The organism is Staphylococcus felis, assembly GCF_003012915.1.
Taxonomy (GTDB): domain Bacteria; phylum Bacillota; class Bacilli; order Staphylococcales; family Staphylococcaceae; genus Staphylococcus; species Staphylococcus felis.
Map to the genome: position 1 here is coordinate 1,371,938 of NZ_CP027770.1, position 24,683 is coordinate 1,396,620.

25 protein-coding genes are annotated in these 24,683 nt (G+C 36.0%); 15 read left to right on the plus strand and 10 right to left on the minus strand.

What is annotated here, in order from left to right:
- Positions 1 to 96: 96 nt before the first annotated feature.
- Complete coding sequence (locus tag C7J90_RS06435; RefSeq protein WP_103208159.1) at positions 97 to 420, plus strand: YuzD family protein; 324 nt, start codon at positions 97 to 99, stop codon at positions 418 to 420.
- A 129-nt stretch (positions 421 to 549) separates the two neighbouring features.
- Here C7J90_RS06435 and C7J90_RS06440 read toward each other — a convergent pair whose 3' ends face one another.
- Positions 550 to 1,614 (minus strand): NAD(P)/FAD-dependent oxidoreductase, encoded by a 1,065-nt coding sequence (locus C7J90_RS06440; protein ID WP_103208157.1) that lies wholly within the window; start codon positions 1,612 to 1,614, stop codon positions 550 to 552.
- Between the two features lie 317 nt (positions 1,615 to 1,931).
- Here C7J90_RS06440 and C7J90_RS06445 point away from each other — a divergent pair, with 317 nt between their 5' ends.
- From C7J90_RS06445 to C7J90_RS06475, 7 genes are all read left to right on the plus strand, one after another.
- Entirely contained in the window at positions 1,932 to 2,168 is a 237-nt protein-coding gene (locus C7J90_RS06445) for a YuzB family protein (RefSeq protein ID WP_103208155.1), read from the plus strand.
- Between the two features lie 12 nt (positions 2,169 to 2,180).
- On the plus strand, positions 2,181 to 2,540 hold the full coding sequence (locus C7J90_RS06450; protein ID WP_103208153.1) for a HesB/IscA family protein: 360 nt from the start codon (positions 2,181 to 2,183) through the stop codon (positions 2,538 to 2,540).
- Positions 2,541 to 3,235: 695 nt separating this feature from the next.
- Positions 3,236 to 4,522, plus strand: a complete 1,287-nt coding sequence (gene ltrA, locus C7J90_RS06455; protein WP_106465115.1) for a group II intron reverse transcriptase/maturase — start codon at positions 3,236 to 3,238, stop codon at positions 4,520 to 4,522.
- 512 nt (positions 4,523 to 5,034) lie between these two features.
- On the plus strand, positions 5,035 to 6,237 hold the full coding sequence (locus C7J90_RS06460) for an NAD(P)/FAD-dependent oxidoreductase (RefSeq protein WP_103210476.1): 1,203 nt from the start codon (positions 5,035 to 5,037) through the stop codon (positions 6,235 to 6,237).
- A 96-nt stretch (positions 6,238 to 6,333) separates the two neighbouring features.
- A complete protein-coding gene (locus C7J90_RS06465) occupies positions 6,334 to 7,809 on the plus strand; it encodes a M17 family metallopeptidase (RefSeq protein WP_103210478.1) in 1,476 nt (491 codons plus the stop codon).
- A gap of 249 nt (positions 7,810 to 8,058) precedes the next feature.
- Positions 8,059 to 9,372, plus strand: coding sequence for a Na+/H+ antiporter family protein (locus C7J90_RS06470; RefSeq protein ID WP_103210480.1), 1,314 nt, complete (start codon positions 8,059 to 8,061; stop codon positions 9,370 to 9,372).
- Between the two features lie 22 nt (positions 9,373 to 9,394).
- Complete coding sequence (locus tag C7J90_RS06475; protein ID WP_103210481.1) at positions 9,395 to 9,772, plus strand: PaaI family thioesterase; 378 nt, start codon at positions 9,395 to 9,397, stop codon at positions 9,770 to 9,772.
- Positions 9,773 to 10,295: 523 nt separating this feature from the next.
- Here the strand turns inward: C7J90_RS06475 and C7J90_RS06480 are convergent.
- The 8 genes from C7J90_RS06480 to kapB all read right to left on the minus strand — a co-directional run bounded on the left by C7J90_RS06480 (position 10,296) and on the right by kapB (position 16,576).
- On the minus strand, positions 10,296 to 10,652 hold the full coding sequence (locus C7J90_RS06480) for a Na+/H+ antiporter subunit G1 (protein ID WP_103210483.1): 357 nt from the start codon (positions 10,650 to 10,652) through the stop codon (positions 10,296 to 10,298).
- The gene (locus C7J90_RS06485) at positions 10,630 to 10,923 is read right to left on the minus strand and encodes a Na(+)/H(+) antiporter subunit F1 (protein WP_103210484.1); all 294 of its coding nucleotides are present in this window, start codon (positions 10,921 to 10,923) and stop codon (positions 10,630 to 10,632) included. The genes C7J90_RS06480 and C7J90_RS06485 overlap by 23 nt, the downstream gene beginning before the upstream one ends.
- Entirely contained in the window at positions 10,920 to 11,402 is a 483-nt protein-coding gene (locus tag C7J90_RS06490) for a Na+/H+ antiporter subunit E (RefSeq protein ID WP_103210486.1), read from the minus strand. The genes C7J90_RS06485 and C7J90_RS06490 overlap by 4 nt, the downstream gene beginning before the upstream one ends.
- Before the next feature lies 1 nt (position 11,403).
- Entirely contained in the window at positions 11,404 to 12,903 is a 1,500-nt protein-coding gene (locus C7J90_RS06495; protein ID WP_103210557.1) for a Na+/H+ antiporter subunit D, read from the minus strand.
- On the minus strand, positions 12,893 to 13,240 hold the full coding sequence (gene mnhC1, locus C7J90_RS06500) for a Na+/H+ antiporter Mnh1 subunit C (RefSeq protein WP_103210487.1): 348 nt from the start codon (positions 13,238 to 13,240) through the stop codon (positions 12,893 to 12,895). Before mnhC1 ends, C7J90_RS06495 begins: the two co-directional genes overlap by 11 nt.
- On the minus strand, positions 13,240 to 13,686 hold the full coding sequence (locus C7J90_RS06505; protein WP_103210489.1) for a Na(+)/H(+) antiporter subunit B: 447 nt from the start codon (positions 13,684 to 13,686) through the stop codon (positions 13,240 to 13,242). The genes mnhC1 and C7J90_RS06505 overlap by 1 nt, the downstream gene beginning before the upstream one ends.
- A complete protein-coding gene (locus C7J90_RS06510) occupies positions 13,649 to 16,066 on the minus strand; it encodes a Na+/H+ antiporter subunit A (RefSeq protein WP_103210491.1) in 2,418 nt (805 codons plus the stop codon). The genes C7J90_RS06505 and C7J90_RS06510 overlap by 38 nt, the downstream gene beginning before the upstream one ends.
- A 129-nt stretch (positions 16,067 to 16,195) precedes the next feature.
- Entirely contained in the window at positions 16,196 to 16,576 is a 381-nt protein-coding gene (gene kapB / locus C7J90_RS06515; protein ID WP_103210493.1) for a sporulation phosphorelay system protein KapB, read from the minus strand.
- Positions 16,577 to 16,647: 71 nt separating this feature from the next.
- On the opposite strand from kapB, the gene C7J90_RS06520 reads away from it, so the two are divergent.
- From C7J90_RS06520 to C7J90_RS06535, 4 genes are all read left to right on the plus strand, one after another.
- Complete coding sequence (locus C7J90_RS06520; RefSeq protein WP_103210495.1) at positions 16,648 to 17,241, plus strand: peptidylprolyl isomerase; 594 nt, start codon at positions 16,648 to 16,650, stop codon at positions 17,239 to 17,241.
- Positions 17,242 to 17,264: 23 nt separating this feature from the next.
- Positions 17,265 to 17,522 (plus strand): DUF1871 family protein, encoded by a 258-nt coding sequence (locus C7J90_RS06525; RefSeq protein ID WP_103210497.1) that lies wholly within the window; start codon positions 17,265 to 17,267, stop codon positions 17,520 to 17,522.
- A 366-nt stretch (positions 17,523 to 17,888) separates the two neighbouring features.
- Entirely contained in the window at positions 17,889 to 19,082 is a 1,194-nt protein-coding gene (gene fmdA, locus C7J90_RS06530) for a formamidase (protein ID WP_103210498.1), read from the plus strand.
- Positions 19,083 to 19,084: 2 nt separating this feature from the next.
- Entirely contained in the window at positions 19,085 to 19,351 is a 267-nt protein-coding gene (locus C7J90_RS06535) for an FmdB family zinc ribbon protein (RefSeq protein ID WP_103210500.1), read from the plus strand.
- A 114-nt stretch (positions 19,352 to 19,465) separates the two neighbouring features.
- On the opposite strand, the gene ygs is transcribed toward C7J90_RS06535, so the two are convergent.
- Positions 19,466 to 19,855 (minus strand): S1 domain-containing post-transcriptional regulator Ygs, encoded by a 390-nt coding sequence (ygs, locus tag C7J90_RS06540; protein WP_103210501.1) that lies wholly within the window; start codon positions 19,853 to 19,855, stop codon positions 19,466 to 19,468.
- 478 nt (positions 19,856 to 20,333) lie between these two features.
- Here ygs and pruA point away from each other — a divergent pair, with 478 nt between their 5' ends.
- The 3 genes from pruA (at position 20,334) to C7J90_RS06555 (ending at position 24,647) form a co-directional block, all read left to right on the plus strand.
- On the plus strand, positions 20,334 to 21,878 hold the full coding sequence (gene pruA, locus C7J90_RS06545; protein WP_103210503.1) for an L-glutamate gamma-semialdehyde dehydrogenase: 1,545 nt from the start codon (positions 20,334 to 20,336) through the stop codon (positions 21,876 to 21,878).
- A 218-nt stretch (positions 21,879 to 22,096) separates the two neighbouring features.
- A complete protein-coding gene (locus C7J90_RS06550; RefSeq protein WP_103210504.1) occupies positions 22,097 to 23,296 on the plus strand; it encodes an ornithine--oxo-acid transaminase in 1,200 nt (399 codons plus the stop codon).
- 106 nt (positions 23,297 to 23,402) lie between these two features.
- Complete coding sequence (locus C7J90_RS06555; protein ID WP_103210506.1) at positions 23,403 to 24,647, plus strand: Glu/Leu/Phe/Val family dehydrogenase; 1,245 nt, start codon at positions 23,403 to 23,405, stop codon at positions 24,645 to 24,647.
- Positions 24,648 to 24,683: the final 36 nt, after the last annotated feature.

Here is a 24,683-nt window from a genome sequence, read left to right on the forward strand (position 1 = left end):
TCTCCTTTCGAGTTAAATGGTTCATTAATCGTTTATTTATCCATTATAATAGAAGTAAGGTAAAAAATCTATTGTATCGACTAAGGGGGATTAAACATGAATAAAGTGAGCGTTGTTGTATATGGGGCTGAAGTTATTTGTGCTAGTTGTGTTAATGCACCAAGCTCTCAAAATACGTATGACTGGTTAAAAACATTATTGCCACGTCAATATCCTAATATTGATTTTGAGTATACGTACATTGATATTGAAAAAGACAGTGAAACGTTATCAGATCATGACGAACAGTTTATTGAACAAATTCGAGAAGATGAATTATTTTATCCGCTTGTGACAATGAATGATGAATATGTCACAGATGGTTACGTACAATTACCACCTATTAAGCGTTTTATTGAACAACGTTTTCAAACGGAGTAAAAAATCATAGAGAACATGTTGCTTTTTCATAAGGTCTTTCAAAGTAATGTAAAAAGGGATTTTAACAGAAATGAATGAGGATCATTCTAATCTGCAGAATCCCTTTTTAAAATTTATATTGTTAATGTTTTAGCCGTTATGGTGTTTATACAGCCATAGAACACCGGATTTTAAAATGGATGCAAGACGTCCTGTGACAGTGGTATCCATTAAATAGGCAAATCCTTTTTTCTCACCCAATGAACCCAAGAAGCCTTGAATTTTAATCTCAGGCATTTTTTCAGGTAATGGTTGATTGGCCCATTGTTTTTTGAGAACCATCGCGATTTGATCCGCTTGTTCTTCAGCAAGTTGCGCACTAGGTGCATGAGGTAAGTTAGCACAATCTCCAACAACGTATACATTTGTGTATGTAGGAATCTGATGATATTGATTGACCATGACGCGATTGCTGCGGCTTAAGTCGATAGGTAAATTACGCACTATTTCAACTGGTTGAATACCGGCTGTCCAAACTATTAGGTCATGCTCATTTTTAGTATCTTTATTAAAAAGTACGCCAGGCTCAACTTTGACAATGTCTGAATTTGGAACGACAGTCACATTGTGTTGATCAAACCATTTTTTGACGTAGTTGCTTAATTTTTCAGGAAACTGATTTAAAATACGATCACCGCGATCATATAAATAAATGTCTAAATCACTGCGACTTTCTCTTAAGGCACTAGCGAGTTCGATACCACTTAGGCCAGCACCGACTATGCCGACTTGTGCGTGACTCGGTAGGTCAGAAATATCATGATATGTTTTTCTTGCACTAGCGAGTGTTTGAATACTATAAGTGTGTTCTTTAGCGCCAGGAACATTATGATACTTATCTTCGCAGCCTAAACCAATGACCAATTCATCGTAGTCTACACGTGTTTGACCAACAGATACAATTTGATTGTCCAAGTCGATGTCTGTAATTTCCCCATAAACTGTATTGATACGTGAATCAATAGGGAAGTTAACACGAACTTCTTTATCCGATTTAGAACCTGCAGCAAGTGCGTAGAATTCGGTTTTTAAACCATGGTAAGGCATGCGATCAATTAAAGTGACGTTGTATTTTTCAGGAAGTGCGTCTGGTAATATTTTAGACAAAATACGCATGTTTCCATAACCGCCACCTAATAAAACTAAATTTTTCATTTGAATTCCCCTTTAGCCAAAAATTACTATTTATTTACACGCTAATCATTAAATATACCCCTATTATTCATACGTGTAAGTAGTTTTAAAATGAATGAATGGTTCAACCATAATTATAGACTTTTTTTAAATACCTTACAAATAAACATTATAATGAACCCAAATAGATTGTGATTTTTTATAATATAGGCCTGATGGAATAGAATGCCAACGATTGTATTGGATGATGAAATCAAGGCAAATATTGAGCCATAGGATAGAATGATAGTACGAATTTTGTTATAATAGCATCACTAAAATGTATAAGAAGGTGTAAAATGAATCCGATTGTCGAGTTTTGCATTTCAAATATGGCGAGAGGTTCAGAACATGTGTTTCAAACATTAGAGAATGATCCCAATGTGGACGTACTCGATTATGGGTGTTTGCAAAATTGTGGGATATGCTCGTCCGAGCTATATGCGCTAGTGAATGGTGACTTAGTAGAAGGTGAAACACCTGATGATTTATTGCAAAATATTTATGCACATATAGAAGAAACATGGATTTTTTAAGGAGGAATATCGATGCCAACAGTAATCGTAACTGAAGGAGCAGCATATGAAGTAAAGGATATGTTGCAACAAAATGAAATGCCTGATGGGTATTTACGGATTAAGGTAAATGGTGGAGGTTGTACAGGACTGACATATGGTATGACTGCAGAAGAAACACCAAGTGAAAATGATGAAATTTTAGAATATCATGGTCTTAAAGTATTGGTGGACAAAAATGATGCCCCTATATTAAATGGGACAACTATTGATTATAAACAATCCTTAATGGGAGGCGGCTTTCAAATTGACAATCCAAATGCTATTGCATCTTGTGGTTGTGGGAGCTCATTCAAGACGGCAAACGTATCAGGCACACCGGAAGAATGTTAAATTAAATATACAAGGTATCAGTAAAAATAAAAGCAGAGGAGTCTGGGACATCAATCCCAAAATAATAGTGTAGAGATGATTCATGATTGAATCACCTCTATGCTTTTCTTTTATCAATAATTCCTATTGTTTGGCTCGCATTTCCTAGGGGATGGGTCGAGCCGCGGTCTCGACGCTTATCCTATTCCCGTGCGCCCGGCATGGGTAACATCTTGACGGTGAAAGTCCGTTACAGGCTTGGTAGTAGGAACTGTTAGCGAAAGACAAGGGTGTCCATTGCGAAGTGGAATCTGAAGGAAGTCGGACGCAAACACTCGCACTGACGAACAGAAACATCATACAAGGCTATGTAGAATGGATGAATCTGCGGAACAAGATAAAGTCCAATACTACCCGAGTTCTATATAGTAAATGATGCGGTGACATGAGTGGAAAGAGGTTACATCTTACCCGGGGAGGTCTCATCAGCGGTACTCTACCGTAGTAACAACGAATGATGAGAAGTCAGCAGAAGTCATAGTAGGGAAAATGTACCGAAGGACTGAACAATATTCAATACAAAGTAAAGATTGGAGGTTATAGATTTACGACGTACAGAATACGGTTTAATCGGCAGCTTATGGAAGGATAAGTAGTGGAACGAAAAAAAAAGAATACATAAGTGTGTACAGTAAATCTTAGGTGAAATGAAAGAAATGTATCGTAAGTCTCCATCATTGATGGAGCTTGTTGTAAGACCAGACAACATAGAAAAAGCTATCAAGAAAGTTAAGAAAAACAAAGGTGCTCCTGGAATTGACGGCATGAAAGTCAGTGAACTTCGTGCTCACTTTGCGCAGTACTTTTCACAGATAACGAAAAAACTGCTTGAAGGCACATACCAACCTCAAGCAGTTCGAAAAGTGCAAATTCCCAAACCAAATGGGAAAATGCGTGTGCTTGGTATCCCTGTCGCTAGAGACAGGGTAATACAACAAGCGATTAAACAAGTGATTGAACCCAGCATCGACCGAACATTTTCGAATCATAGCCATGGTTTCAGACCTAATCGTAGCACAGGAACAGCACTTAAGCAATGCGCTATTTACTACGAAGAGGGCTATAAAATAGCCGTGGATTGTGATTTGAAACAGTGCTTTGACATGTTAAATCATGATAAGCTGATGTATTTGTTCGAACGCCATGTTCAAGATAAGTCAATTTCAACATTTATCCGTAGAAGTTTACAAGTAGGTGCCATTGACCTATCTGGCGAAGTCGCAGAAAGAAAGATAGGTGCACCACAAGGGGGCGTTATCTCTCCTTTACTATGTAATATCTATCTACATGAACTGGATAAAGAACTCGAAAAGCGTGGACACCGGTTTGTACGCTATGCAGATGACTTTGTCATCTTTGTACGGACAAAACGTGCAGGTGAACGCGTAATGATGAGTGTAACGAAATTCATTGAAAAGCAACTGAAGTTGGCTGTCAATGAAGATAAAAGCAGAATAGGAGCAGTCACACGTTTAAAGTTCTTGAGTTGTCTAATAACCAAGGTAAATGGGGTTTGTCGTTTCAGACCGACTACGGAAGCAAAAAGAAATTTAATACGCGTCTTAAGGAAAATAACGAAACGAAATAGACCCGGTACCTTTAAAGAGATTATCACTGAAATTAACCAAGTGACGAGAGGCTGGATAAATTACTTTGGTAGAGGTTTTATCAGAGAATTTATTGAAAACACGCAATCTTGGTTAAACCGCCGACTTAGACAACTCATACTTAAACGGTGGAAAAGAGTAAGAACTAAGTATAAGATGTTGCACCAATATGGTCTTGACCATAGAAGTGCGATGAAAATCGCACAGTCTCGAAAAAAGTACTGGCGACTATCAAACACGCACGAGGTTCATCGTGCACTTACAACAAAACAACTCTACAAGTGGGGACTGATACCATTAACCCAGCTTGCAGAGTTGGCTTACGCAAGATATTGAACCGCCGAGTACGGAACCGTACGCTCGGTGGTGTGAGAGGACGAGTAGTCAATTAATGGCTACTCTCCTACTCGATTCAGGCGTCTCGCCAACAATATGACGTGATATGCATGTAATTTTACATTAAATACTTTAAAAATAAGACGCTTTCGTATCATTGAATGAATCATCTCATTATAAGAAAACTTCGAGATATTTATGTCCTATCTTCCTTTAAAATGCTTTTAATTGTTTCAAGTTGCAATCCAATCCGTCAACCAATTATACTAAGGTCCGATATAAAAGCGCTTACATATCGTGAAGTAAATCTGTAAGTAGGCATATTAATCATGCTTTTAAAGTACATGATAATATCGTTAAAGAAATAGCAGATTAACTTGAATTCACATACAAAAAACTATACACTTATAAATGACTGTATTTTACAATTTTGTATATAAATCAAACGATGCGGGTATACAGTGTATAAGGACAATTATGAATATTAACTAGGAAAGAATAGGTGAATACAAATGGCAGAACGTAAAAAAGTACTTGTTTTAGGTGCGGGGTATGCAGGTTTACAAACAGTAAGTAAACTTCAAAAGCAATTATCTGAAGAAGAAGCTCAAATTACGTTAATCAATAAAAATGATTACCATTACGAATCGACATGGTTACATGAGGCATCAGCAGGTACAATAAGTTATGAAGATTTATTGTACCCTGTTGAAAGTGTATTAAAAAGCCATGTTAACTTTGTACGCGCTGAAGTAACTAAAATTGATCGCAATGCTAAAAAAGTTGAAACGACAAACGGTGTGTTCGACTTTGATATTTTAGTCGTTGCATTAGGATTTGAATCTGAAACATTTGGTATTAACGGTATGAAAGAATATGCATTCCAAATCGAAAATGTTCATACAGCTCGCGAAATTTCACGTCACATTGAAGATAAGTTTGCAAACTATGCTGCATCAAAAGAAAAAAATGATAAAGACCTAGCAATTTTAGTAGGTGGTGCCGGATTCACAGGTGTTGAATTTTTAGGTGAATTAACAGATCGTGTACCTGAACTTTCAAGCAAGTACGGTGTAGATCAAAGTAAAGTCAAAATTACATGTGTTGAAGCTGCACCTAAAATGTTACCAATGTTCTCTGATGAGTTAGTTAACCATGCAGTTAGTTACTTGGAAGAGCGTGGAGTAGAGTTTAAAGTGGGTACACCGATTGTTGCTGCAAATGAAAAAGGGTTTGTTGTGAAAGTGAATGATGAAGAGCAACAACTTGAAGCGAACACAGTCGTATGGGCTGCCGGTGTTCGCGGTAGTCAATTAATGGAAAAATCATTTGAAGGTGTAAAACGTGGACGTATCGTTACAAACCAAGATTTAACAATCGATGGTTACGATGATATCTTTGTGATTGGTGACGTATCTGCGTTTATTCCAGAAGGTGAAGAACGTCCATTACCAACTACTGCTCAAATTGCAATGCAACAAGGTGAGCATACAGCTAAAAACATTAAGCATATCTTAAATGGTGAACCAACTGAAAACTTCAAATACGTAGATCGTGGAACAGTATGTTCACTAGGTAGCCGTGACGGTGTAGGTGTTGTGTATGGCCGTGAAATCACTGGTAAAAAAGCGGCATTTATGAAACGTGTGATTGATACACGTGCTGTATTTAAAATTGGTGGCATGGGCTTAGCATTCAAAAAAGGTAAATTTTAATACAATCAATTAAAGCTATGTCACATAGCAATAGACAAACTGCGCTTCAATCATGTGGAGGGTGAGTTTGTCTATTTTTATAAGGAGAGGATAAAAATGACAAAACAACAGCATCAATCTGTACTTGTAGTAGGAGTGCCAGAGCATTTAACGCAATATGATAATGAGGTCAAATCTGAGCAGCCACTTTATAATGCATTAACTGAATTGAAAAAGAACCATATTATTGTTTCCCAACTTGGTAAAGTTAGACATACTTCTATACATATAAATAATGAACTTCAGCCTATTGTGACTATTGGTTTAGGTAATATTAATCAATTAAATCAAAAGGATTATTTAAAAATATGGGGCAATCTCTTTCAATATTTAAAAAACGAACCTATCTCACACATCCGTCTCAAACAAAATACATTTTTAGCTAAAAGTGTGGACGCAGAAACAATATATAAATTAATGGGATTACAAAGTGAGCAATCCATATACCAGTTTGATCATTATCGTTCAGATAAGAAAGCACCATTCAAACTTGAGATTAAATTTGATAATCAAAAGCCGAATTTTGTCGAAAAATTATTCCAAAAAGGTAAAATTTTAGGTCGTGCCATTAATCATGCAAGAGACTTGGGCAATACGCCACCTAATATTATGACACCTCAATATTTAGCCGAGTCAACGAGTAGTTATTTCTCGTCGACATCGGTGACTGTTAATATTAAAGATGAAAAAGAGCTTCAACAAGAAGGATTTGGATTAATTCATGCGGTAGGTAAAGGGTCGATTCATCCACCACGTCTTATTACTTTAGAGTATCATGGTGATCCTGAGCACGAATCAGATATGATTGCTTTAGTAGGTAAAGGGATTACTTATGATTCAGGAGGATATTCAATCAAATCGAAAACGGGTATGCCTTCAATGAAATATGATATGTGTGGGGCAGCTAATGTGATTGGAATTGTTGATGCTGTGCAAGCACTTGGCTTAAAAATGAATATTGTAGCTGTAATTGCAGCAGCAGAAAATATGATTGCTAATAATGCAATGAAACCAGATGATGTATTTACAGCTTTAAGTGGTGACACTGTTGAAGTACCAAATACTGATGCAGAAGGTCGACTTGTATTAGGGGATGCGACATTTTATGCAAACCAATATCAACCTCAATTAATTATGGACTTTGCGACGCTTACAGGAGCAGCAATTGTAGCTTTAGGAGAAGATAAAGCGGCTGTATTTAACAAAAATGTAGAACAACAAACACTTTCATCAATATTACAAGTTGCTCAATCTGCAGATGAACCTGTATTTGAATTACCAATTACAGATACAGAAAGACAAAGTATTAAATCTTCTGAAGTAGCTGATTTAACAAACCATGTTAATGCACAAGGACGTGCACTATTTGCAGCTGCATTCGTGACACATTTCAGTGGAAGTACACCACACTTACACTTCGATATTGCTGGTCCTGCAACTTCACAAAAGCAAACGTATAAAGGTCCTAAAGGTGCAACAGGATATATGATTACAACGATTGTTGAATGGTTAACTCAGAAATCACAGTTCTAACGCATATGAATCATATTTGATATTCAATCATGGAGTGAATAGGCAAGTGGAATGATAAACCACTTTAGACTTATTCGCTCCTTTTTAATATCAAAAAATAAAGTCATGAATAATAAGATATTGAGATATAGGTCAGAATATCATCATACAACGAGCAGGAATCAGCTTTCTCATATTGACTTATTAGTATAAAATTGATAACATATGCTTATTACTTTAATTCGATAGCGTACTAAAGGAGTGGACAGAATGAATGCAGTCGTAATTGCGGTAGTACTGATGATAATATTATGTTTATGCCGCTTAAATGTAGTGATTAGTTTATTTATAAGTGCATTAGTTGGAGGACTAGTTGCGGGGTTATCATTATCGCATACCATTACAACATTCACTCAAAATATTGTTGATGGTTCTGAAGTGGCTTTAAGTTATGCGTTATTAGGTGGGTTTGCAGCATTGATATCATATAGTGGTATAACTGACTACCTTGTAGACAAAATTATTACTAAAATACGTGCTGAAAAAACGAAAACGTCGCGTATTAAAGTGAAAGTCATTATTTTGGTCAGTTTGCTTATTTTAAGTATTATGAGTCAAAACGTCATTCCTGTTCATATTGCATTCATTCCTATTGTAATTCCACCATTAATAAGTTTATTCAATGAGTTACAATTAGATAGACGATTAATAGCTGTAATGATAGGATTTGGATTATGTTTTCCATATGTTTTATTACCGTTTGGGTTTGGTCATATCTTCCAAGAAATTATTCAGACAGGTTTTGAAAAGACGAATCACCCCATTGAATTTAACCAAATTTGGAAAGCAATGTTAATCCCTGCATCTGGCTATGTTATCGGCTTAATATTAGCAACATTTTATTTTCGCAAACCAAGAGTATATAAAGAAATGCAGATGACAGCAAAAGAAAGCGAATCACAGTTAAAACCGTATGTACTAGTTGTGACTGTTATTGCTATATTAGCAACATTTTTAGTTCAAACGATGACAAATTCTATGATTTTTGGTGCTTTAGCTGGGGTTCTCGTCTTCTTTATATCTGGAGCTTATGCATGGCGTCAATTAGATAATCAATTTGTAGAGGGTATTAAAATTATGGCGTATATTGGTGTTGTGATTTTGACTGCGAATGGTTTTGCAGGCGTGATGAATGAAACAGGAGATATCGAAAAGCTTGTGCATAGCCTTACGAATATTGCAGGGGATAATAAATTATTAAGTATCGTTTTGATGTATATCATCGGCTTGATTGTAACATTAGGCATAGGCTCTTCATTTGCGACTATTCCTATTTTAGCAGCATTATTTATTCCGTTTGGTGAATCTTTAGGAATGAGTACAATGGCGCTGATTGCATTGATTGGTACTGCAAGTGCACTTGGAGATTCGGGCTCTCCGGCTAGCGATTCAACACTCGGGCCAACTGCTGGACTGAATGTTGATGGACAACACGATCATATTCGAGATACATGTGTTCCAAACTTTGTATTTTATAATATACCACTCATTATCATGGGAACAATTGCAGCATTTGTATTATAATGATATCAAAGGGGGCGTTGTTTTGACGCATTTAGTAGAACTTTTAAATATGGAAATACTCGACCAACAAGACGGTTATATCAAAATGGGGATGCCAGTATCTGATAAGGTGAAGCAACCTTTTGGCTATTTACATGGTGGAGCCACAATGGCATTAGGAGAAACAGCCTGTTCGATAGGGTCTACTCATCTAGTCGATACACAAAAAGAGATTCCAGTAGGTTTAGAAATGAATGCCAATCATATTCGATCCGTAAAAGAAGGAATGGTCTATGCCACCGCTCAAATAGTACATCAAGGTCGTTTGACGCATGTGTGGGATATTCGAATCTCTGATGAAAAAGATCAATTAATTACGATTATGCGAGGAACAATCGCTATAAAAAAAGTAAAATCATAAGCATAGTACATTTAAAAAGCGCGCTGAGATATAAATCAGTAGTCGAAAAACTTCGAGGTTTTCGTAAGAATTTACGAAAAATCTCGAAGTTTTTCTTTTAATGCTATGTTTAGTCGCACGACGTACAACGAATTTCCTTATATTTAATGCCATAAGCACAAAACAGGTTCTTCATCAATTTTTCTTTATCTACAGATTCTTTGTATTTCTGAATTAGAAAGCTTTTGGCTCATTTGCACATTAAAAGATTCCCAATTATCATTTCTCGTGGTTTTTTATTTGTTTTTGAATGATACAAAAGTGTCTTTTTTCAAAGTATTTTAATGTAAAATGACATGTATATCACGTCGTATTGTTGGCGAGACTCCTGAGGGAATAGGATGAGCGTCGAGACCGCGGCTCGACCCATCCCCCTAGGAAATGCGAGCCAAACAATACGAATGATTGATAAAAGAAAAGCGTAGAGACGATTCAATCATGAATCATCTCTACGCTACTTATTTTGTAGCCTCAATTTTTATATTTATAGCTTTGTGTTTTTTAAATCATCTTTTACTTCGTCTAGTTTCATACGCTTTGATGCAGGTGTTTTTAAGTTATAAGCAGCTTTTAAAACTAAGTGACTTGAAAGAGGACCTGTTAAAAATACAAAGGCGATACCAATTAAGAGTTGAAAATTAACATAGCCTTCTTTACCGATAAAGTAGATAAATGTTCCGGTTAAAAGAAGCATGGTGCCTAATGTTGCAGCTTTACCTGCTGCATGTGCTCTTGAGTAGACATCATCTAACCGAATCATGCCAATTGCAGCTAAAGCACTGAATAAAGCGCCGATAATGACTAAAATTAATCCGATGCTAATCACGATCATTTCTGTCATATTCAATCACCTGACCTTTATCCATAAATTTCGCAAAGACGGCAGTTCCTAAAAATGCAAGAATCCCAATTAATAATATCGCTACAATCATATAGTGTGTCCCCAAAATAATCGAAAACAACCCAATCACTGCCATCAATTGGATACCTATTGCATCCAAAGCGACAACGCGATCTGGAAGAGAAGGTCCAATAATGACACGAATTAAAATGGCAAGAATTGATAAAACAACGATAACTAGGGCAATAATGATAAAAATGTCTAAGTTCACGATAACTCACCAACCTCTCTCACTGCTTTTTCAAGAGATGATTTAATACTTTCGACTTCTGCTTCTTTAGTTGAAAAATCTAAGCAGTGAATGTAGAGTCGCTTCATATCATCATTAACACCTATCACAACTGTTCCAGGGGTTAAGGTGATTAAGTTTGATAATAATGCGACTTGCCATTTATGTTCTAGTTCAGTGTTATAAACAAAAAAGGCAGATTCATTTTTAATATGAGGTCGAAGAATAATACGCAATACATCAATGTTGGCTTTAATGAGTTCTACCAAAAATACGAAAATGAGCATTACAATTTTATAAAGCGTAATCATGTAAAATCGTCCAGGTAGTAATTTACGCATTAAAAACACAAGTAACAATGCGAATAAATAGCCTAAAACAAAGTTATTCATTGTATAGCTATCTGATAAAAATAACCAAAATAAAGCTAAAAAGATATTTACTACAATTTGTACTGCCATATTACTTCACCCCCAATACGCTTTGGATATATGAATCAGGTTGATAGAATGATTTTGCAGCTTCTTCGATAATAGGATAGAGTTGTCCAGCGCCTATACCGAATGCTACAGAAATAATGACTGATAAAATACTAACAGCTAATAATCCTCTATGATGAAGTCGTGGATTATAGAAATAGCCGTAACTTTTACCAAAAAATCCTTTAAGGAAAATGTTCATGACTGAATATAAGACGACTAAACTTGATAATAATACGATAATACCACTTGCATAAAATCCTTGTTCAAAAGCTGCTTGAACGATATAAAGTTTACCGTAAAAGCCACTTAATGGTGGAATACCTGCTAAGCTCAGTGCAGCAATAAAGAATGTCCATCCAAGGATAGGATAATGATGAATTAATCCACCGAATTGACGAATATCTGTCGTTTTAGTAATTTTGTACATAATGCCAATTAAGAAGAATAAAGCGGCTTTTATCAACATATCGTGAAGCGTATAAAATATGGCACCCACGATGCCGGCCTCATTCATCATAGCAACGCCGACTAAAATCACACCAACTGCAATCATAATATTGTAAAGGATAATACGCTTAGTATCTCTATACCCTACAGCACCGACACACCCGAATATAATTGTTAACAATGCGAGTGCTAAAATAGTGTAATGCGAAAACGTTAATGTATCGTGGAAAAATAAACTCATCGTGCGTGCAATCGCATAGACACCGACTTTAGTTAAAAGAGCCCCGAAAAATGCAATAATGGCAAATGGTGGCGCATAATAAGCACCAGGCAACCAAACATACATTGGAAAGGCACCTGCTTTAGTAGCAAATACAAAGATAAATAATACAAAAACAACGCTGAGTAGACCTGGATGTTCTCCAGAGAGCTGATTTAACTTTTGACTAATATCAGCCATATTCAATGTACCAACCACAGAGTAAAGTATACCGACAGCTATGACAAAGAATGCTGATGAAACAACGTTAACAAGTAAGTATTTAACACTTTCTTGTAGTTGTATTTTTGTACCACCAATGACCATCAAACCATATGATGACATGAGAAATACTTCGAAAAATACGAATAAGTTAAAGATATCTCCCGTGATAAAAGCACCATTAATCCCTGTTAACATAAACATGACAGTGAAATAGTAGTAATATGTTTCGCGATGTAACCCAATGGATTGATATGAGAAAAGCATAATCAATATTGTAATGATGACACTAGTTGTTACAAGCAAAGCGCTGAACAAATCTAGTACGAAAACAATACCATATGGTGCGTCCCAAGATCCTAATTCTAATGTGATAGGGTGCCCGATTTGCCAAACGTTATATAAATTAATCAGTGCAAAAAGCAGCGTAATAAGTGCACCAGTTAACGCGATAAAACGTTTAATGAAAGGGCGCAAACCACTAAAAATTAATAAGATTGCTGTGATGACCGGTACAACGAGTACCATAATTATTAAGTTTTCATTCATCATCATCTTGCGGCACTCCTTTCATTCGCTCGACATTATCTGTTCCCAGTTCTTTATAGCTTCTAAAAGCCAGTACTAAAAAGAATGCCGTAACAGCAAATGAGATTACAATTGCTGTTAAAATCAATGCTTGAGGTATAGGGTCGACGTAATCGGATACGCCTTTTTCATATATGGGTACATTTCCATTTTTTAAACCACCCATTGTTAATAAAAACAAGTTGGCAGCATGAGATAATAAAGTGGTACCGATAATAATTCGTATTAAACTTTTGGATAGAATAAGATAGACGCTAATGGATGTGAGAATACCACAAACTATAATTAATAAAATTTCCATTATTTATTCTCTCCAATCGTTAAAATAATTGTCAGTACTGTGCCGATAACAACGAATAAAACACCCGTATCGAATATGACAGCAGTATGCAAATGCATCGGTTTTAACAATGGGATAGGAATGTCAAAAGATGTATGTGTAAAAAAGTTTTTATGATAAAACCAACTTAACATCGGTGAAAGAATACAAAATGACAATCCAAGTGCAATCAACTTTTTAAAATCCCACGGGAAGACCTTATTTAATGTTTTGACGTCAAATGCTACTGCAATAATGACAAGTGCACTTGATACGAGTAAACCACCAATAAATCCGCCACCAGGTGTATAATGTCCAGCTAGAAATAGTGAGAAGCCAAACATCATAATTAAGAAAAAGATAATGAGTGACGAATACTGTGCAATTAAATCATTTTTCTGTCTGTTCAATCTTCTCAACCCTTTCATAGCCGTTTTTATGCTTAGCACGTAGTTTAATTAATGTGTAGATTCCCATTCCTGCAATGCCAAGTACTGCCGATTCAAAAAGCGTATCTGTACCACGGAAATCAACGAGAATCACATTAACCATATTTTTACCTTCTGCTAAGTCATAGACATGTTTTTTATAGAATTCACTAATTGAAGTAAAATGACGGTTTCCATATGCAATTAGACCTAAAGCAATGACAACCAACCCAACCCCAACTGAGATAACAATGTTTCCAATCTTATCTTTAACACTTTCGTTGTATCGACTAATGTTAGGCAAGTGATAGAAGCAAAGTAAAAATAACGCTGTTGAGATAGTTTCAACTACAAATTGTGTCAATGCCAAATCAGGTGCATTAAAGAAAATAAAGAATATTGCCATAGAATAACCAACAGCACTTAACATAATAATGCTAAACAGTCTTGAACGTGCAAAAACAATCATCACTGCCGCAATCGATATCGTGATCACTGATATGGCTTCATAAGTACGAACAGGTGATACATTTTCAAGATTAATCGAAAATGGTGCAAATAGTAACGTCACAAATGTCAGCAATATCATTGTAAAGAAGATAATGACTAAGTTATTACGATTATATCCAGTCATATAAGTTCTTGTAATTTGAGTAGCGTAATAAGGTGAATAACGACCTGTTTGATTATACCAATAGTTTAATGTGAGATACTCTGGCATTTTTCTTAAAGCCCCCACCCAATGTTTTGAGGTAAAGAATAAAAGAGTACCTATAATGTAAATAGCTATTGTTGATAATAATGCAGGTGTAATGCCGTGCCATAAATGAAATTCAGCATGTATACTATTTGAGTTCGCGATAGCGCGTGCAGCAGGTGTAACTAACGGTGCTGCAACAAGACTTGGAAATAAACCAATCACTATCACGAGTAATGATAGAATGATAGGTGAAATATTCATTAAAGCAGATGCTTCATGCGCTTTGTTTGGAAGTACATCTGGTTGATAGTCACCTAAAAAGATTTCGTAAATAAATTTGAGTGAATAGACAAAGGTAAAAATACTACCTACGATGCCTAAGATTGGAAATAAAATACCAAGTGTATTCAAACTAAAAATATGTGCATGCGTGACCTCAATAACAGACTCTAGAAAAGCTTCTTTAGATAGGAATCCATTAAAAGGTGGTACTCCTGCCATACTTAAAGCTGTAATAATCGATAATGTAAATGAGATCGGCATGATTGTCATCAAGCCACCTAATTTTTTTATATCTCTAGTTCCTGTAGCATGATCGACAGCGCCTGTAATCATAAATAAGGCACCTTTAAACGAAGCATGATTAATCAAGTGAAATATAGCAGCAGTATATGCCGCAACGTATAATTGACTTTCTGAGCCTTCAAAATGATAGCTTACAGCGCCAATTCCAAGCATTGACATAATCATACCGAGTTGTGAAACAGTTGAAAATGCTAATATTCCCTTCAAATCAAGCTGCTTTGTGGCATTGAAAGATCCCCAAAATAAGGTAATCAATCCAAAAAGCGCCACTGTCCAAATCCAACCTTCTGAAATTGCAAAAATAGGCGTTAAACGTGCAACTAAATAAATTCCTGCTTTGACCATGGTTGCAGAATGGAGATACGCACTAACTGGTGTAGGGGCTTCCATTGCATCAGGTAACCATATATAAAATGGGAATTGTGCAGACTTTGTCATCGCACCTATAATAACGAATATCATGGCTAATATAAATATTGGAGATGTTTGGATTAAGTCAACTTGGCTTATTATTTCACGAATACGCCAACTGCCTGTCGCAATATATAATAAAATGAAGCCACCAAGTAAAGATAATCCACCTAATACCGTAATCATCATCGATTTCATCGCACCATAAAGTGATTTTTCTTTATGACGCCAAAATGAAATAAGTAAAAAGCTTGAAAATGATGTCAGTTCCCAAAATAAATAGAGTATAAGTAAATTGTCTGAAAGGACAACGCCTAACATTGCACTCATAAAAATCAGTAAATAACAGTAAAAATGACCTAATTGTTCTTCTTGATTTAAGTAACTAATTGAATATAAAACAACTAAACTCCCGATACCTGTAATTAACAAAGCAAATAATAACCCGAGTCCATCTACATAAACGTCAAAGTTCATACCAATTTGTGGCATCCACGAGACGGATTGTTCTGTATAATGTCCGGACATAGTGAGTTTGATATACGATAAAAAGTATATAAATAATACAACTGGGATTGGTAATACAAACCAACCGAGATGTATTCGCTTATAGAAGCGGTAAAGTGTTGGTATCAGTATGGAGAATATTAACGGTAACAATACCGCTAAATGCAACCAACTCATATATTGTCCTCCTTTTTAAAACTGCGATAGTATTATTATACATGAATATGAATGTTCTGAAAAACAAGGAACTGCAATGATTGGTGTTAAAAATAGGCGCTTATTAAATAAGTAGAAAAGCGTCTAAATTCAGCTAAAATTTATTTTATATTGACGTTCATAATCTCTTTTTAAAGCGTTTAAACAATTTAAAGATGCTTGTGCATAAAGGGTATTATCCTCGCGCAATTTTGTTTCTAAATCACTTATAGCATCCTGTAAAGATTCTGTATATTCTTTAGGCTGTCCTTCAAAAGGTTTTAAACGATTTTTGGATGTATAGCGTTTTTCATATAGACTTAGAGCTTTTCGTTCATGAAAAAAGACACCTTCGACTTCATTTGGGTGATGTAAATCACCTTGTTTAGGGTGCTTAATCACTTGTAGCACTTTGACTAAAGCTTGATCAGCGGTATTTTCAACAATCTCAACAACGTATACGCCAGTTTTATGTGCAAAACGATAGAGCATGTTCATTCCATCCTTTCATAAATATGTTAAAATAGTCTTATCATTAAGTTTATCACGAATGGAGTATTAAAATGACAAACTATCCACAATTGACAAAAGAAATTCAAGAAAATGAAATTAAAGCTGTAATGCATACGAATAAAGGGGATATGACGTTAAAGTTATTTCCAGAGATTGCACCTAAAACAGTCGAAAACTTCGTAGCGCTTTCTAAAAAGGGATATTATAATGGTGTAACGTTTCACCGTGTTATCAATGATTTTATGATTCAAGGTGGTGACCCTACAGCTACCGGTATGGGTGGTGAAAGTATATACGGTCAACCATTTGAAGATGAGTTTTCAATGAATGCATTTAATTTATACGGTGCATTATCGATGGCCAATGCAGGTCCAGGTACAAATGGATCACAGTTTTTTATTGTACAAATGAAAGATATTCCATCACAAATGGCAGACCAACTAGAAGATGGCGGCTGGCCTAAAGAAATCGCGGAAGCTTATCGTGAAAAAGGTGGCACGCCATGGCTTGATCAAAAGCATACTGTATTTGGTCAGCTGATTGAAGGGGAAGAAACGCTAGAAGATATTGCAAATGTTAAAGTAGGGGCACAAGATAAACCGGTGTATGATGTAGTCATTGAATCAATCGACATCGAGTCATAAAATAGAATTCAAAGAGGCGAGACATGTCAAATAATGATTTAAATATACGTTTATATCAACAATTATCAACGTGGAACCCTATGAATTTTGATGATCCAACTCTAGGAGATGCTGAAGTCTATGAAATGATGGACGCTGTGCATCAATACGGAGAGGCTCATGCTATCGCAAAAGCGTTTCAAAATATTTTTCATTTTTCTTTTGAAACATTGATTCCTTACGACATTTGCTTAGAACAAGCTCAAAAAGCATTACAGTTACAAATGGCGTGTGACTTATAATGGAGTCATTTGCTTTTTAAAATTGCATGAATGGTTATATTAACCTCAATAAAACAAATATTGAGCGACAAGCAAATAAATTTTTTAAATCACAAATTGGATTGAGGCAAGAAGTCTTCGCTTAATGTCTATCGATATGAGTCATTGAGCAAAAAGATTATAATGTCTTAATCTTTTTTGTGATTTTTTAGTGTTACCAGAGAGCCGATTAAGGTTTTGTTAATTGAAACAGCTATGTGTGAAGGAACCCAGTTATTCAAGAATAAAAAACAACTAAAAGTGTGTCGTTATATTCTATATGGGGTATTCATAATATAAGTGACAGAATATTCTGTCATGAATAAAGTGATTGAGGAGGGGACACTTATGCCAAAAAAATTATTTAGCGTTGATTTAAATAAAAAAATGGACGAACAAGCGCACCCAGGACATAATCGATGGCATCCAGATATTCCAGCAGCTTTTTCAGTGAATCCCGGCGAATCGTTTCGGATGGAGTGTTTAGACTGGACGGATGGACAAATTTCTAACAATGATGACCCTAGTGATATTAAATACGTGAATCTCAATCGTGTTCATGTATTAAGTGGACCGGTCTACGTTAATGGTGTAGAACCAGGTGATTTATTAGTTGTTGATATTTTAGATATTGGTGCTTTTTCGGAGCACGAATGGGTATTTAATGGTATTTTTGATAAAACAAATGGCGGCAGCTTTTTAGTTGACCATTATCCTAATGCTCAAAAGTCAATATGGGATTTTAATGGAATTTATGCAACAAGTCGACATGTGCCAGGTGTTGAATTTGCAGGTGTGATTCACCCTGGATTAATTGGTGTTGCGCCGTCATACGAGATGCTTAAAGAGTGGAATAAAAGGGAGAAAGCGCTTGTTGACACAGATCCAAATCGTGAGCCACCACTAGCAAACTTACCCAATGAAGATGCTGTTGTTTTAGGAACTTTAAAAGGGAAAGACTTTGATCGAGTTGCTAAAGAAGGGGCGCGTACAGTACCGCCAAGAGAAAATGGAGGCAACTGTGACATTAAAAACTTATCAAAAGGGTCGAGAATATATTTCCCAGTCTATGTAGAAGGTGCCAAGTTATCAGTGGGTGATATTCACTTTTCTCAAGGAGATGGTGAAATTACATTTTGTGGTGGTATTGAAATGCCGGGGTGGATTGATTTAAGAGTGAGTGTGATTAAAGGCGGTATGGAAAAGTACCAGATTAAAAAGAACCCAGCATTCAATCCAAGTCCTGTTTTACCGAATTACTCAGATTATATCGTATTTGAAGGTATCTCAGTCAATGAATTTTCTGGAAAGCAAGCTTATTTAGACGCTAACACTGCGTATAGAAATGCTTGCTTAAATGCCATTGAATTTTTAAAAACACGTGGTTTTACCGGAGAACAAGCATATATGCTACTCGGTTCTGCACCTGTTCAAGGGACAGTTGCGGGAATTGTTGATATACCGAATGCCTGTTGTACTATTGCCATACCTAGAGAAATATTTCAGGCAGGTGTATTGCCTAATATGAAAGAAGATGAATAAAAATGCCAAACTATTCATATACATGTGCATCGTGCGGCACATTTACGATAAGACAGCGCATGTCAGCGCAACATCAAACAGTCCAATGTCCTACATGCTCTCAAATGGCTTCGCGTGAATTCCAAGCTTTTCAAACTTATCAATTAGATCAACAGGTTAAAAAAAGAATCGAAAGAGGGCAAGACCCTAGAATTGTTAAAGGTAAAGATTTACAGCCTCGAACACAGCAAAAACAAAATGTATCACGCCCTTGGATGATAGGTCATTAGTTTTATTGAAGCGGTGTAGCAAAAGTAAGGTTTTAATGGTGTATCCTCTTTGATACAAACTACAAAATGAACCAACTCAACACATATCAGCGTTGAGTTGGTTCATTCATTGCGCTATTCTGACTCATATTTCATCCGTTTTCTTGACTGTTTCACCCAATATGGCAATCGTTCTTTTAACGTTTGAAACCCATATACTTCATTTTCATTAATTTCGTCCAATACTGAACGTTTTTCCTTTTTACGTTCATAATTTTTAAAGTAGTCGTTGTCTTTTAAAGATAAGTTGAGCTTACCATTTTCATCAATCGAAATGATTTTTGCTTTTACAGTTTGTCCAGGTGATAAAAGCTTTTTTAAATTATGTACATAATCATCCATAACCTCAGAGATATGGATAAGTCCTTCAGTATTGTCAGGGGTCTCGACGAAAGCGCCGTAGGGTTGAATACCAGTCACACGCACTTTAATATGTTGACCAACAAAATATTGTTTCTTCAACATTCATAACCCCTTATTGATTTGATTTTAACAATATCATCATAGCATACCTTAACGAATTATCCTAACTATACAGCCAAATATTGACAGAATTTTTTCTGAAACTTTTGAAGTGAGGTTTATTTTTTAAGCTGAATCAAAATGGTCTAACCGGGAAGAGCTAGGCAAGTTATCGTTAAATTACAAAACGGTATCAAGAATGTGTTTAAAGAATAAATTGATAAATAATGAAAAATAGTTATACTGATTACAGATTCATGGGTTGCCAAACTAAGGGAATTAAGGCTATAATGCTAGTAAATGAAAGCGCTTTAAATAGATAGCTCAATCACTAATAATAGTAAAGTCTTGCTATCTGATTAATTCATCATGAAATTTGTGATTATTCTGTCAAAAAGCATTGAAATCTTTTACAACATTATGACAAATATGGCATGATAAATATAAGCGTTATTCAATTTAAACAAGGGAGGATTTTTGAATGATTCCATATAGACATGAACCATTTACTGATTTTACGAAAAAGGAGAACAAAGAAGCCTATTTCCGTGCTTTAGAAAAAGTTGAAAGCGAGTTAGGCCAAGAGTATCCATTAATTATTGGTGGGGAGCGCATATATACAGATGATAAAACGCGTGTGTATAACCCATCTAATCGTGAAGAGACAATTGGTTATGTTTCAAAAGCTTCAAGAGAGCATGCTGAAAAAGCATTAGAAGCAGCTAAAGAAGCATTTAAAACATGGAGAAATGTAGATCCAAAAGTACGAGCAAACATTTTATTCCGTGCTGCTGAGTTAACACGTAAACGTAAGCATGAATTTTCTGCTTTACTTTCTAAAGAAGGCGGTAAACCATGGAAAGAAGCAGACGCTGATACAGCAGAAGCAATTGATTTTATGGAATATTATGGACGTCAAATGTTAGAGTTAAAAGATGGTAAGCATGTGAATAGTCGTCCAGGTGAGTACAATCAATTTGATTACTTACCAGTCGGTGTAAGTGTTGTTATTTCACCATGGAATTTCGCTTATGCGATTATGGCGGGTACAACATCTGCGCCATTAGTTACAGGGAACACAGTACTATTAAAGCCATCATCAAACACGCCTATTATTTCGTATAAATTTATGGAAGTTTTAGAGGAAGCAGGTTTACCTAAAGGGGTAGTGAACTGGATACCAGGTTCATCTAGTGAAATTGGGGACTTCCTTGTTGAAAATAAAGATGTTGGGTTAATTTCATTTACAGGATCAAAGAATGTAGGTAAAGAAATCATTCAAAAAGCTGCCGTTATCCAAGAAGGTCAAAATCACATTAAACGTGTTATTGCTGAAATGGGTGGTAAAGATGCAATTGTTGTAGATAATGAAGCAGATTTACAAATTGCGACGGATGCTATCGTGTATTCTGCATTTGGATTCTCTGGACAAAAATGTTCTGCATGTTCACGAGTTATTGCACATCAAGATATTTATGATGAATTGATTGAACGTGTTAAAACAGAAACGGAAAAAATCAAAGTGGGCGATGCAGCAGAACCTGACACATACGTAGGTCCAGTTATTGATCAAAAATCATTAGATAAAATTAAAAAATATATTGAAATTGGTAAAGAAGAAGGTCGTCTTGTGACAGGTGGTAATACAGACGAAGAAACTGGAAACTTTGTACATCCAACTATTTTTGCGGACTTAGATCCAAACTCTCGTATTATGCAAGAAGAAATCTTTGGCCCGGTTGTCGGTTTCACAAAAGTGAAAGACTTTGATGAAGCAATCCAAGTTGCGAATGATACTGAATATGGTTTAACAGGTGGCGTTATTTCTAATAACCGTATGAAATTAGAACAAGCACGTCGAGACTTTATGGTAGGTAACTTATATTTCAACCGTGGATGTACGGGAGCTGTAGTAGGCTATCAACCGTTTGGAGGCTTCAAAATGTCAGGAACAGACTCTAAAGCGGGTGGTCCGGATTACTTAGTTCTTCATATGCAAGGTCGCTCTGTTTCTGAGCACTTATAATAATCGTCAATATTATAGGAATTAAACGTATTCAACAGAAATGATTTAAAATAGATATTAATTTATTCTATTGTGTGACCTTTTAACGACTGTAGGGTAAATCATATACAGCGCATTCAAATCAATCACATTCGATGACCTTGTTTTGAATTGTGATGGTTGATTTGCCCTATTTTCATGTGCTAGGCAATATAATTATTGAATAAAGGGGAGATAGTATGACTAATCAATCACAAGAAATTATTGAATTAACAAACCACTACGGTGCGCATAACTACTTACCACTGCCAATTGTTATTTCAGAGGCTGAAGGTGTATGGGTAAAAGATCCAGAAGGTCATAAATACATGGATATGTTAGCGGCTTATTCTGCTGTTAACCAAGGTCACAGACATCCGAAAGTCATTCAAGCGTTAAAAGATCAAGCCGATAAGGTAACACTTGTTTCACGTGCATTTCATAGTGATAACTTAGGTGCTTGGTATGAAAAAATCTGTAAATTATCTGGCAAAGAAAAAGCATTGCCGATGAATACAGGTGCAGAAGCTGTTGAAACAGCATTGAAGGCTGCACGTCGCTGGGCATACGATGTAAAAGGCATTAAGCCCAATGAAGCGGAGATTGTCGCAATGGTAGGTAATTTCCATGGTCGTACGATGGCGCCTGTATCTTTATCATCAGAAAAAGAGTACCAACGTGGTTATGGTCCATTACTTGACGGTTTCCAAAACGTCCCATTCGGAGATGCTGAAGCTTTAGAGGCTGCGATAACTGAAAATACAGCTGCAGTCTTAATTGAACCTATTCAAGGTGAAGCAGGTATTAATATTCCGCCAGAAGGTTACTTGAAAAAAGTACGTGAATTGTGTGATAAACATAATGTTTTATTTATTGCCGATGAAATTCAAGCAGGTCTTGGTCGTACAGGTAAGTTATTTGCAACAGATTGGGACGACGTTAAGCCAGATGTATACATTTTAGGAAAGGCTTTAGGTGGTGGTGTATTCCCAATTTCGGTTGTGCTTGCAGATAAAGAAGTTTTAGATGTATTTACTCCAGGTTCACACGGGTCTACTTTTGGAGGAAATCCATTAGCATGTGCGGCATCTATTGCAGCACTAGACGTTATTGTTGACGAAGATTTACCAGGTCGTTCACTAGAGTTAGGTGAGTATTTCAAAAACGCATTACTTGAAATTGATCATCCGTCTATTAAAGAAGTGCGTGGCCGAGGGTTATTCATTGGGGTAGAGCTTAATGAAAATGCAAGACCTTATTGTGAAAAATTAAAAGAAGAAGGTATTTTATGTAAAGAAACGCACGATACCGTTATTCGATTTGCTCCACCACTAGTCATCACAAAAGAAGAATTAGACTATGCGATTGATAAAGTGAAAAAAGTATTTTCACAAGCATAATATTATCCTTAAACCATAGAGCTAAAAGGTCTTTAAAAAAGATAAGCTTATGTTACAATACGAATGTAAGCGAAAACAAAAGTATGAAAAAGAGGCGAAATGGATCATGGCTGAAAAAAATAATCTAGTGACGTCAACGCAAGGTATTATTAAAGAAGCAATGCATAAATTAGGTTTTGATGATGGGATGTATGAATTAATTAAAGAACCGTTAAGATTCTTGACAGTTCGTATCCCAGTGCGTATGGATGATGGGACAGTTCAAACTTTTACGGGTTATCGTGCGCAACACAATGACGCTGTTGGACCTACAAAAGGTGGGGTGCGTTTCCACCCGGATGTTGATGAAGAAGAAGTTAAAGCACTCTCAATGTGGATGACATTAAAATGTGGAATTGTTGATTTACCATATGGCGGTGGTAAAGGCGGTATCATTTGTGATCCTCGCCAAATGAGTATTCATGAGGTAGAGCGTTTATCACGCGGTTATGTACGTGCCATTTCTCAAATCGTTGGGCCAACAAAAGATATTCCTGCACCAGATGTATTTACAAATTCTCAAATTATGGCTTGGATGATGGATGAGTATAGTCAAATGGATGAATTTAACTCTCCAGGATTTATTACGGGTAAGCCAATTGTGCTAGGTGGTTCACAAGGGCGTGATCGTTCAACGGCCTTAGGTGTTGTAATTGCGATTGAGGAAGCGGCCAAACGTCGTGGTAAAACAATAAAAGATTCAAGAATCGTTATTCAAGGTTTCGGTAATGCAGGAAGTTTCTTAGCAAAATTCTTGTATGATGAAGGTGCAAAGATTGTAGGTATTTCAGATGCTTATGGTGCATTACACGACCCTGAAGGTTTAGATATTGATTATTTATTAGATCGTCGTGATAGTTTTGGAACGGTTACTAACTTATTTGAAGATACGATTTCAAATAAAGAATTATTTGAACTGGATTGTGACATTTTAGTACCTGCAGCAATCGCTAATCAAATTACAGCGGATAATGCGGCGGATATTAAAGCTGAAATTGTTGTTGAAGCGGCAAACGGCCCTACAACACCAGAAGCAACAAAAATCCTCACAGAAAAAGGTGTGTTACTTGTACCAGACGTATTAGCAAGTGCTGGTGGTGTAACAGTATCTTATTTCGAGTGGGTACAAAACAATACGGGTTATTATTGGACTGAAGATGAAGTGAATGAAAAATTACGTGAAAAATTAGTAACAGCCTTTGATACGATTTATAACTTATCTCAAAATCGTAAAATCGATATGAGACTTGCTGCGTATATTGTAGGTATTAAGCGTACAGCTGAAGCAGCACGTTACAGAGGTTGGGCGTAAGTCATTTATTTCTAAATATATAACTCCTTTCTAAGA

Bases quoted from the DNA above. Each gene is read 5' to 3' on its own strand.
- C7J90_RS06435 (WP_103208159.1), top strand. From the start codon at position 97: ATGAATAAAGTGAGCGTTGTTGTATATGGGGCTGAAGTTATTTGTGCT.
- C7J90_RS06440 (WP_103208157.1), bottom strand. From the start codon at position 1,614: ATGAAAAATTTAGTTTTATTAGGTGGCGGTTATGGAAACATGCGTATT.
- C7J90_RS06445 (WP_103208155.1), top strand. From the start codon at position 1,932: ATGAATCCGATTGTCGAGTTTTGCATTTCAAATATGGCGAGAGGTTCA.
- C7J90_RS06450 (WP_103208153.1), top strand. From the start codon at position 2,181: ATGCCAACAGTAATCGTAACTGAAGGAGCAGCATATGAAGTAAAGGAT.
- ltrA (WP_106465115.1), top strand. From the start codon at position 3,236: ATGTATCGTAAGTCTCCATCATTGATGGAGCTTGTTGTAAGACCAGAC.
- C7J90_RS06460 (WP_103210476.1), top strand. From the start codon at position 5,035: ATGGCAGAACGTAAAAAAGTACTTGTTTTAGGTGCGGGGTATGCAGGT.
- C7J90_RS06465 (WP_103210478.1), top strand. From the start codon at position 6,334: ATGACAAAACAACAGCATCAATCTGTACTTGTAGTAGGAGTGCCAGAG.
- C7J90_RS06470 (WP_103210480.1), top strand. From the start codon at position 8,059: ATGAATGCAGTCGTAATTGCGGTAGTACTGATGATAATATTATGTTTA.
- C7J90_RS06480 (WP_103210483.1), bottom strand. From the start codon at position 10,652: ATGACAGAAATGATCGTGATTAGCATCGGATTAATTTTAGTCATTATC.
- C7J90_RS06490 (WP_103210486.1), bottom strand. From the start codon at position 11,402: ATGGCAGTACAAATTGTAGTAAATATCTTTTTAGCTTTATTTTGGTTA.
- C7J90_RS06495 (WP_103210557.1), bottom strand. From the start codon at position 12,903: ATGATGAATGAAAACTTAATAATTATGGTACTCGTTGTACCGGTCATC.
- mnhC1 (WP_103210487.1), bottom strand. From the start codon at position 13,240: ATGGAAATTTTATTAATTATAGTTTGTGGTATTCTCACATCCATTAGC.
- C7J90_RS06505 (WP_103210489.1), bottom strand. From the start codon at position 13,686: ATGAAAGGGTTGAGAAGATTGAACAGACAGAAAAATGATTTAATTGCA.
- C7J90_RS06510 (WP_103210491.1), bottom strand. From the start codon at position 16,066: ATGAGTTGGTTGCATTTAGCGGTATTGTTACCGTTAATATTCTCCATA.
- kapB (WP_103210493.1), bottom strand. From the start codon at position 16,576: ATGCTCTATCGTTTTGCACATAAAACTGGCGTATACGTTGTTGAGATT.
- C7J90_RS06520 (WP_103210495.1), top strand. From the start codon at position 16,648: ATGACAAACTATCCACAATTGACAAAAGAAATTCAAGAAAATGAAATT.
- C7J90_RS06525 (WP_103210497.1), top strand. From the start codon at position 17,265: ATGTCAAATAATGATTTAAATATACGTTTATATCAACAATTATCAACG.
- fmdA (WP_103210498.1), top strand. From the start codon at position 17,889: ATGCCAAAAAAATTATTTAGCGTTGATTTAAATAAAAAAATGGACGAA.
- C7J90_RS06535 (WP_103210500.1), top strand. From the start codon at position 19,085: ATGCCAAACTATTCATATACATGTGCATCGTGCGGCACATTTACGATA.
- ygs (WP_103210501.1), bottom strand. From the start codon at position 19,855: ATGTTGAAGAAACAATATTTTGTTGGTCAACATATTAAAGTGCGTGTG.
- pruA (WP_103210503.1), top strand. From the start codon at position 20,334: ATGATTCCATATAGACATGAACCATTTACTGATTTTACGAAAAAGGAG.
- C7J90_RS06550 (WP_103210504.1), top strand. From the start codon at position 22,097: ATGACTAATCAATCACAAGAAATTATTGAATTAACAAACCACTACGGT.
- C7J90_RS06555 (WP_103210506.1), top strand. From the start codon at position 23,403: ATGGCTGAAAAAAATAATCTAGTGACGTCAACGCAAGGTATTATTAAA.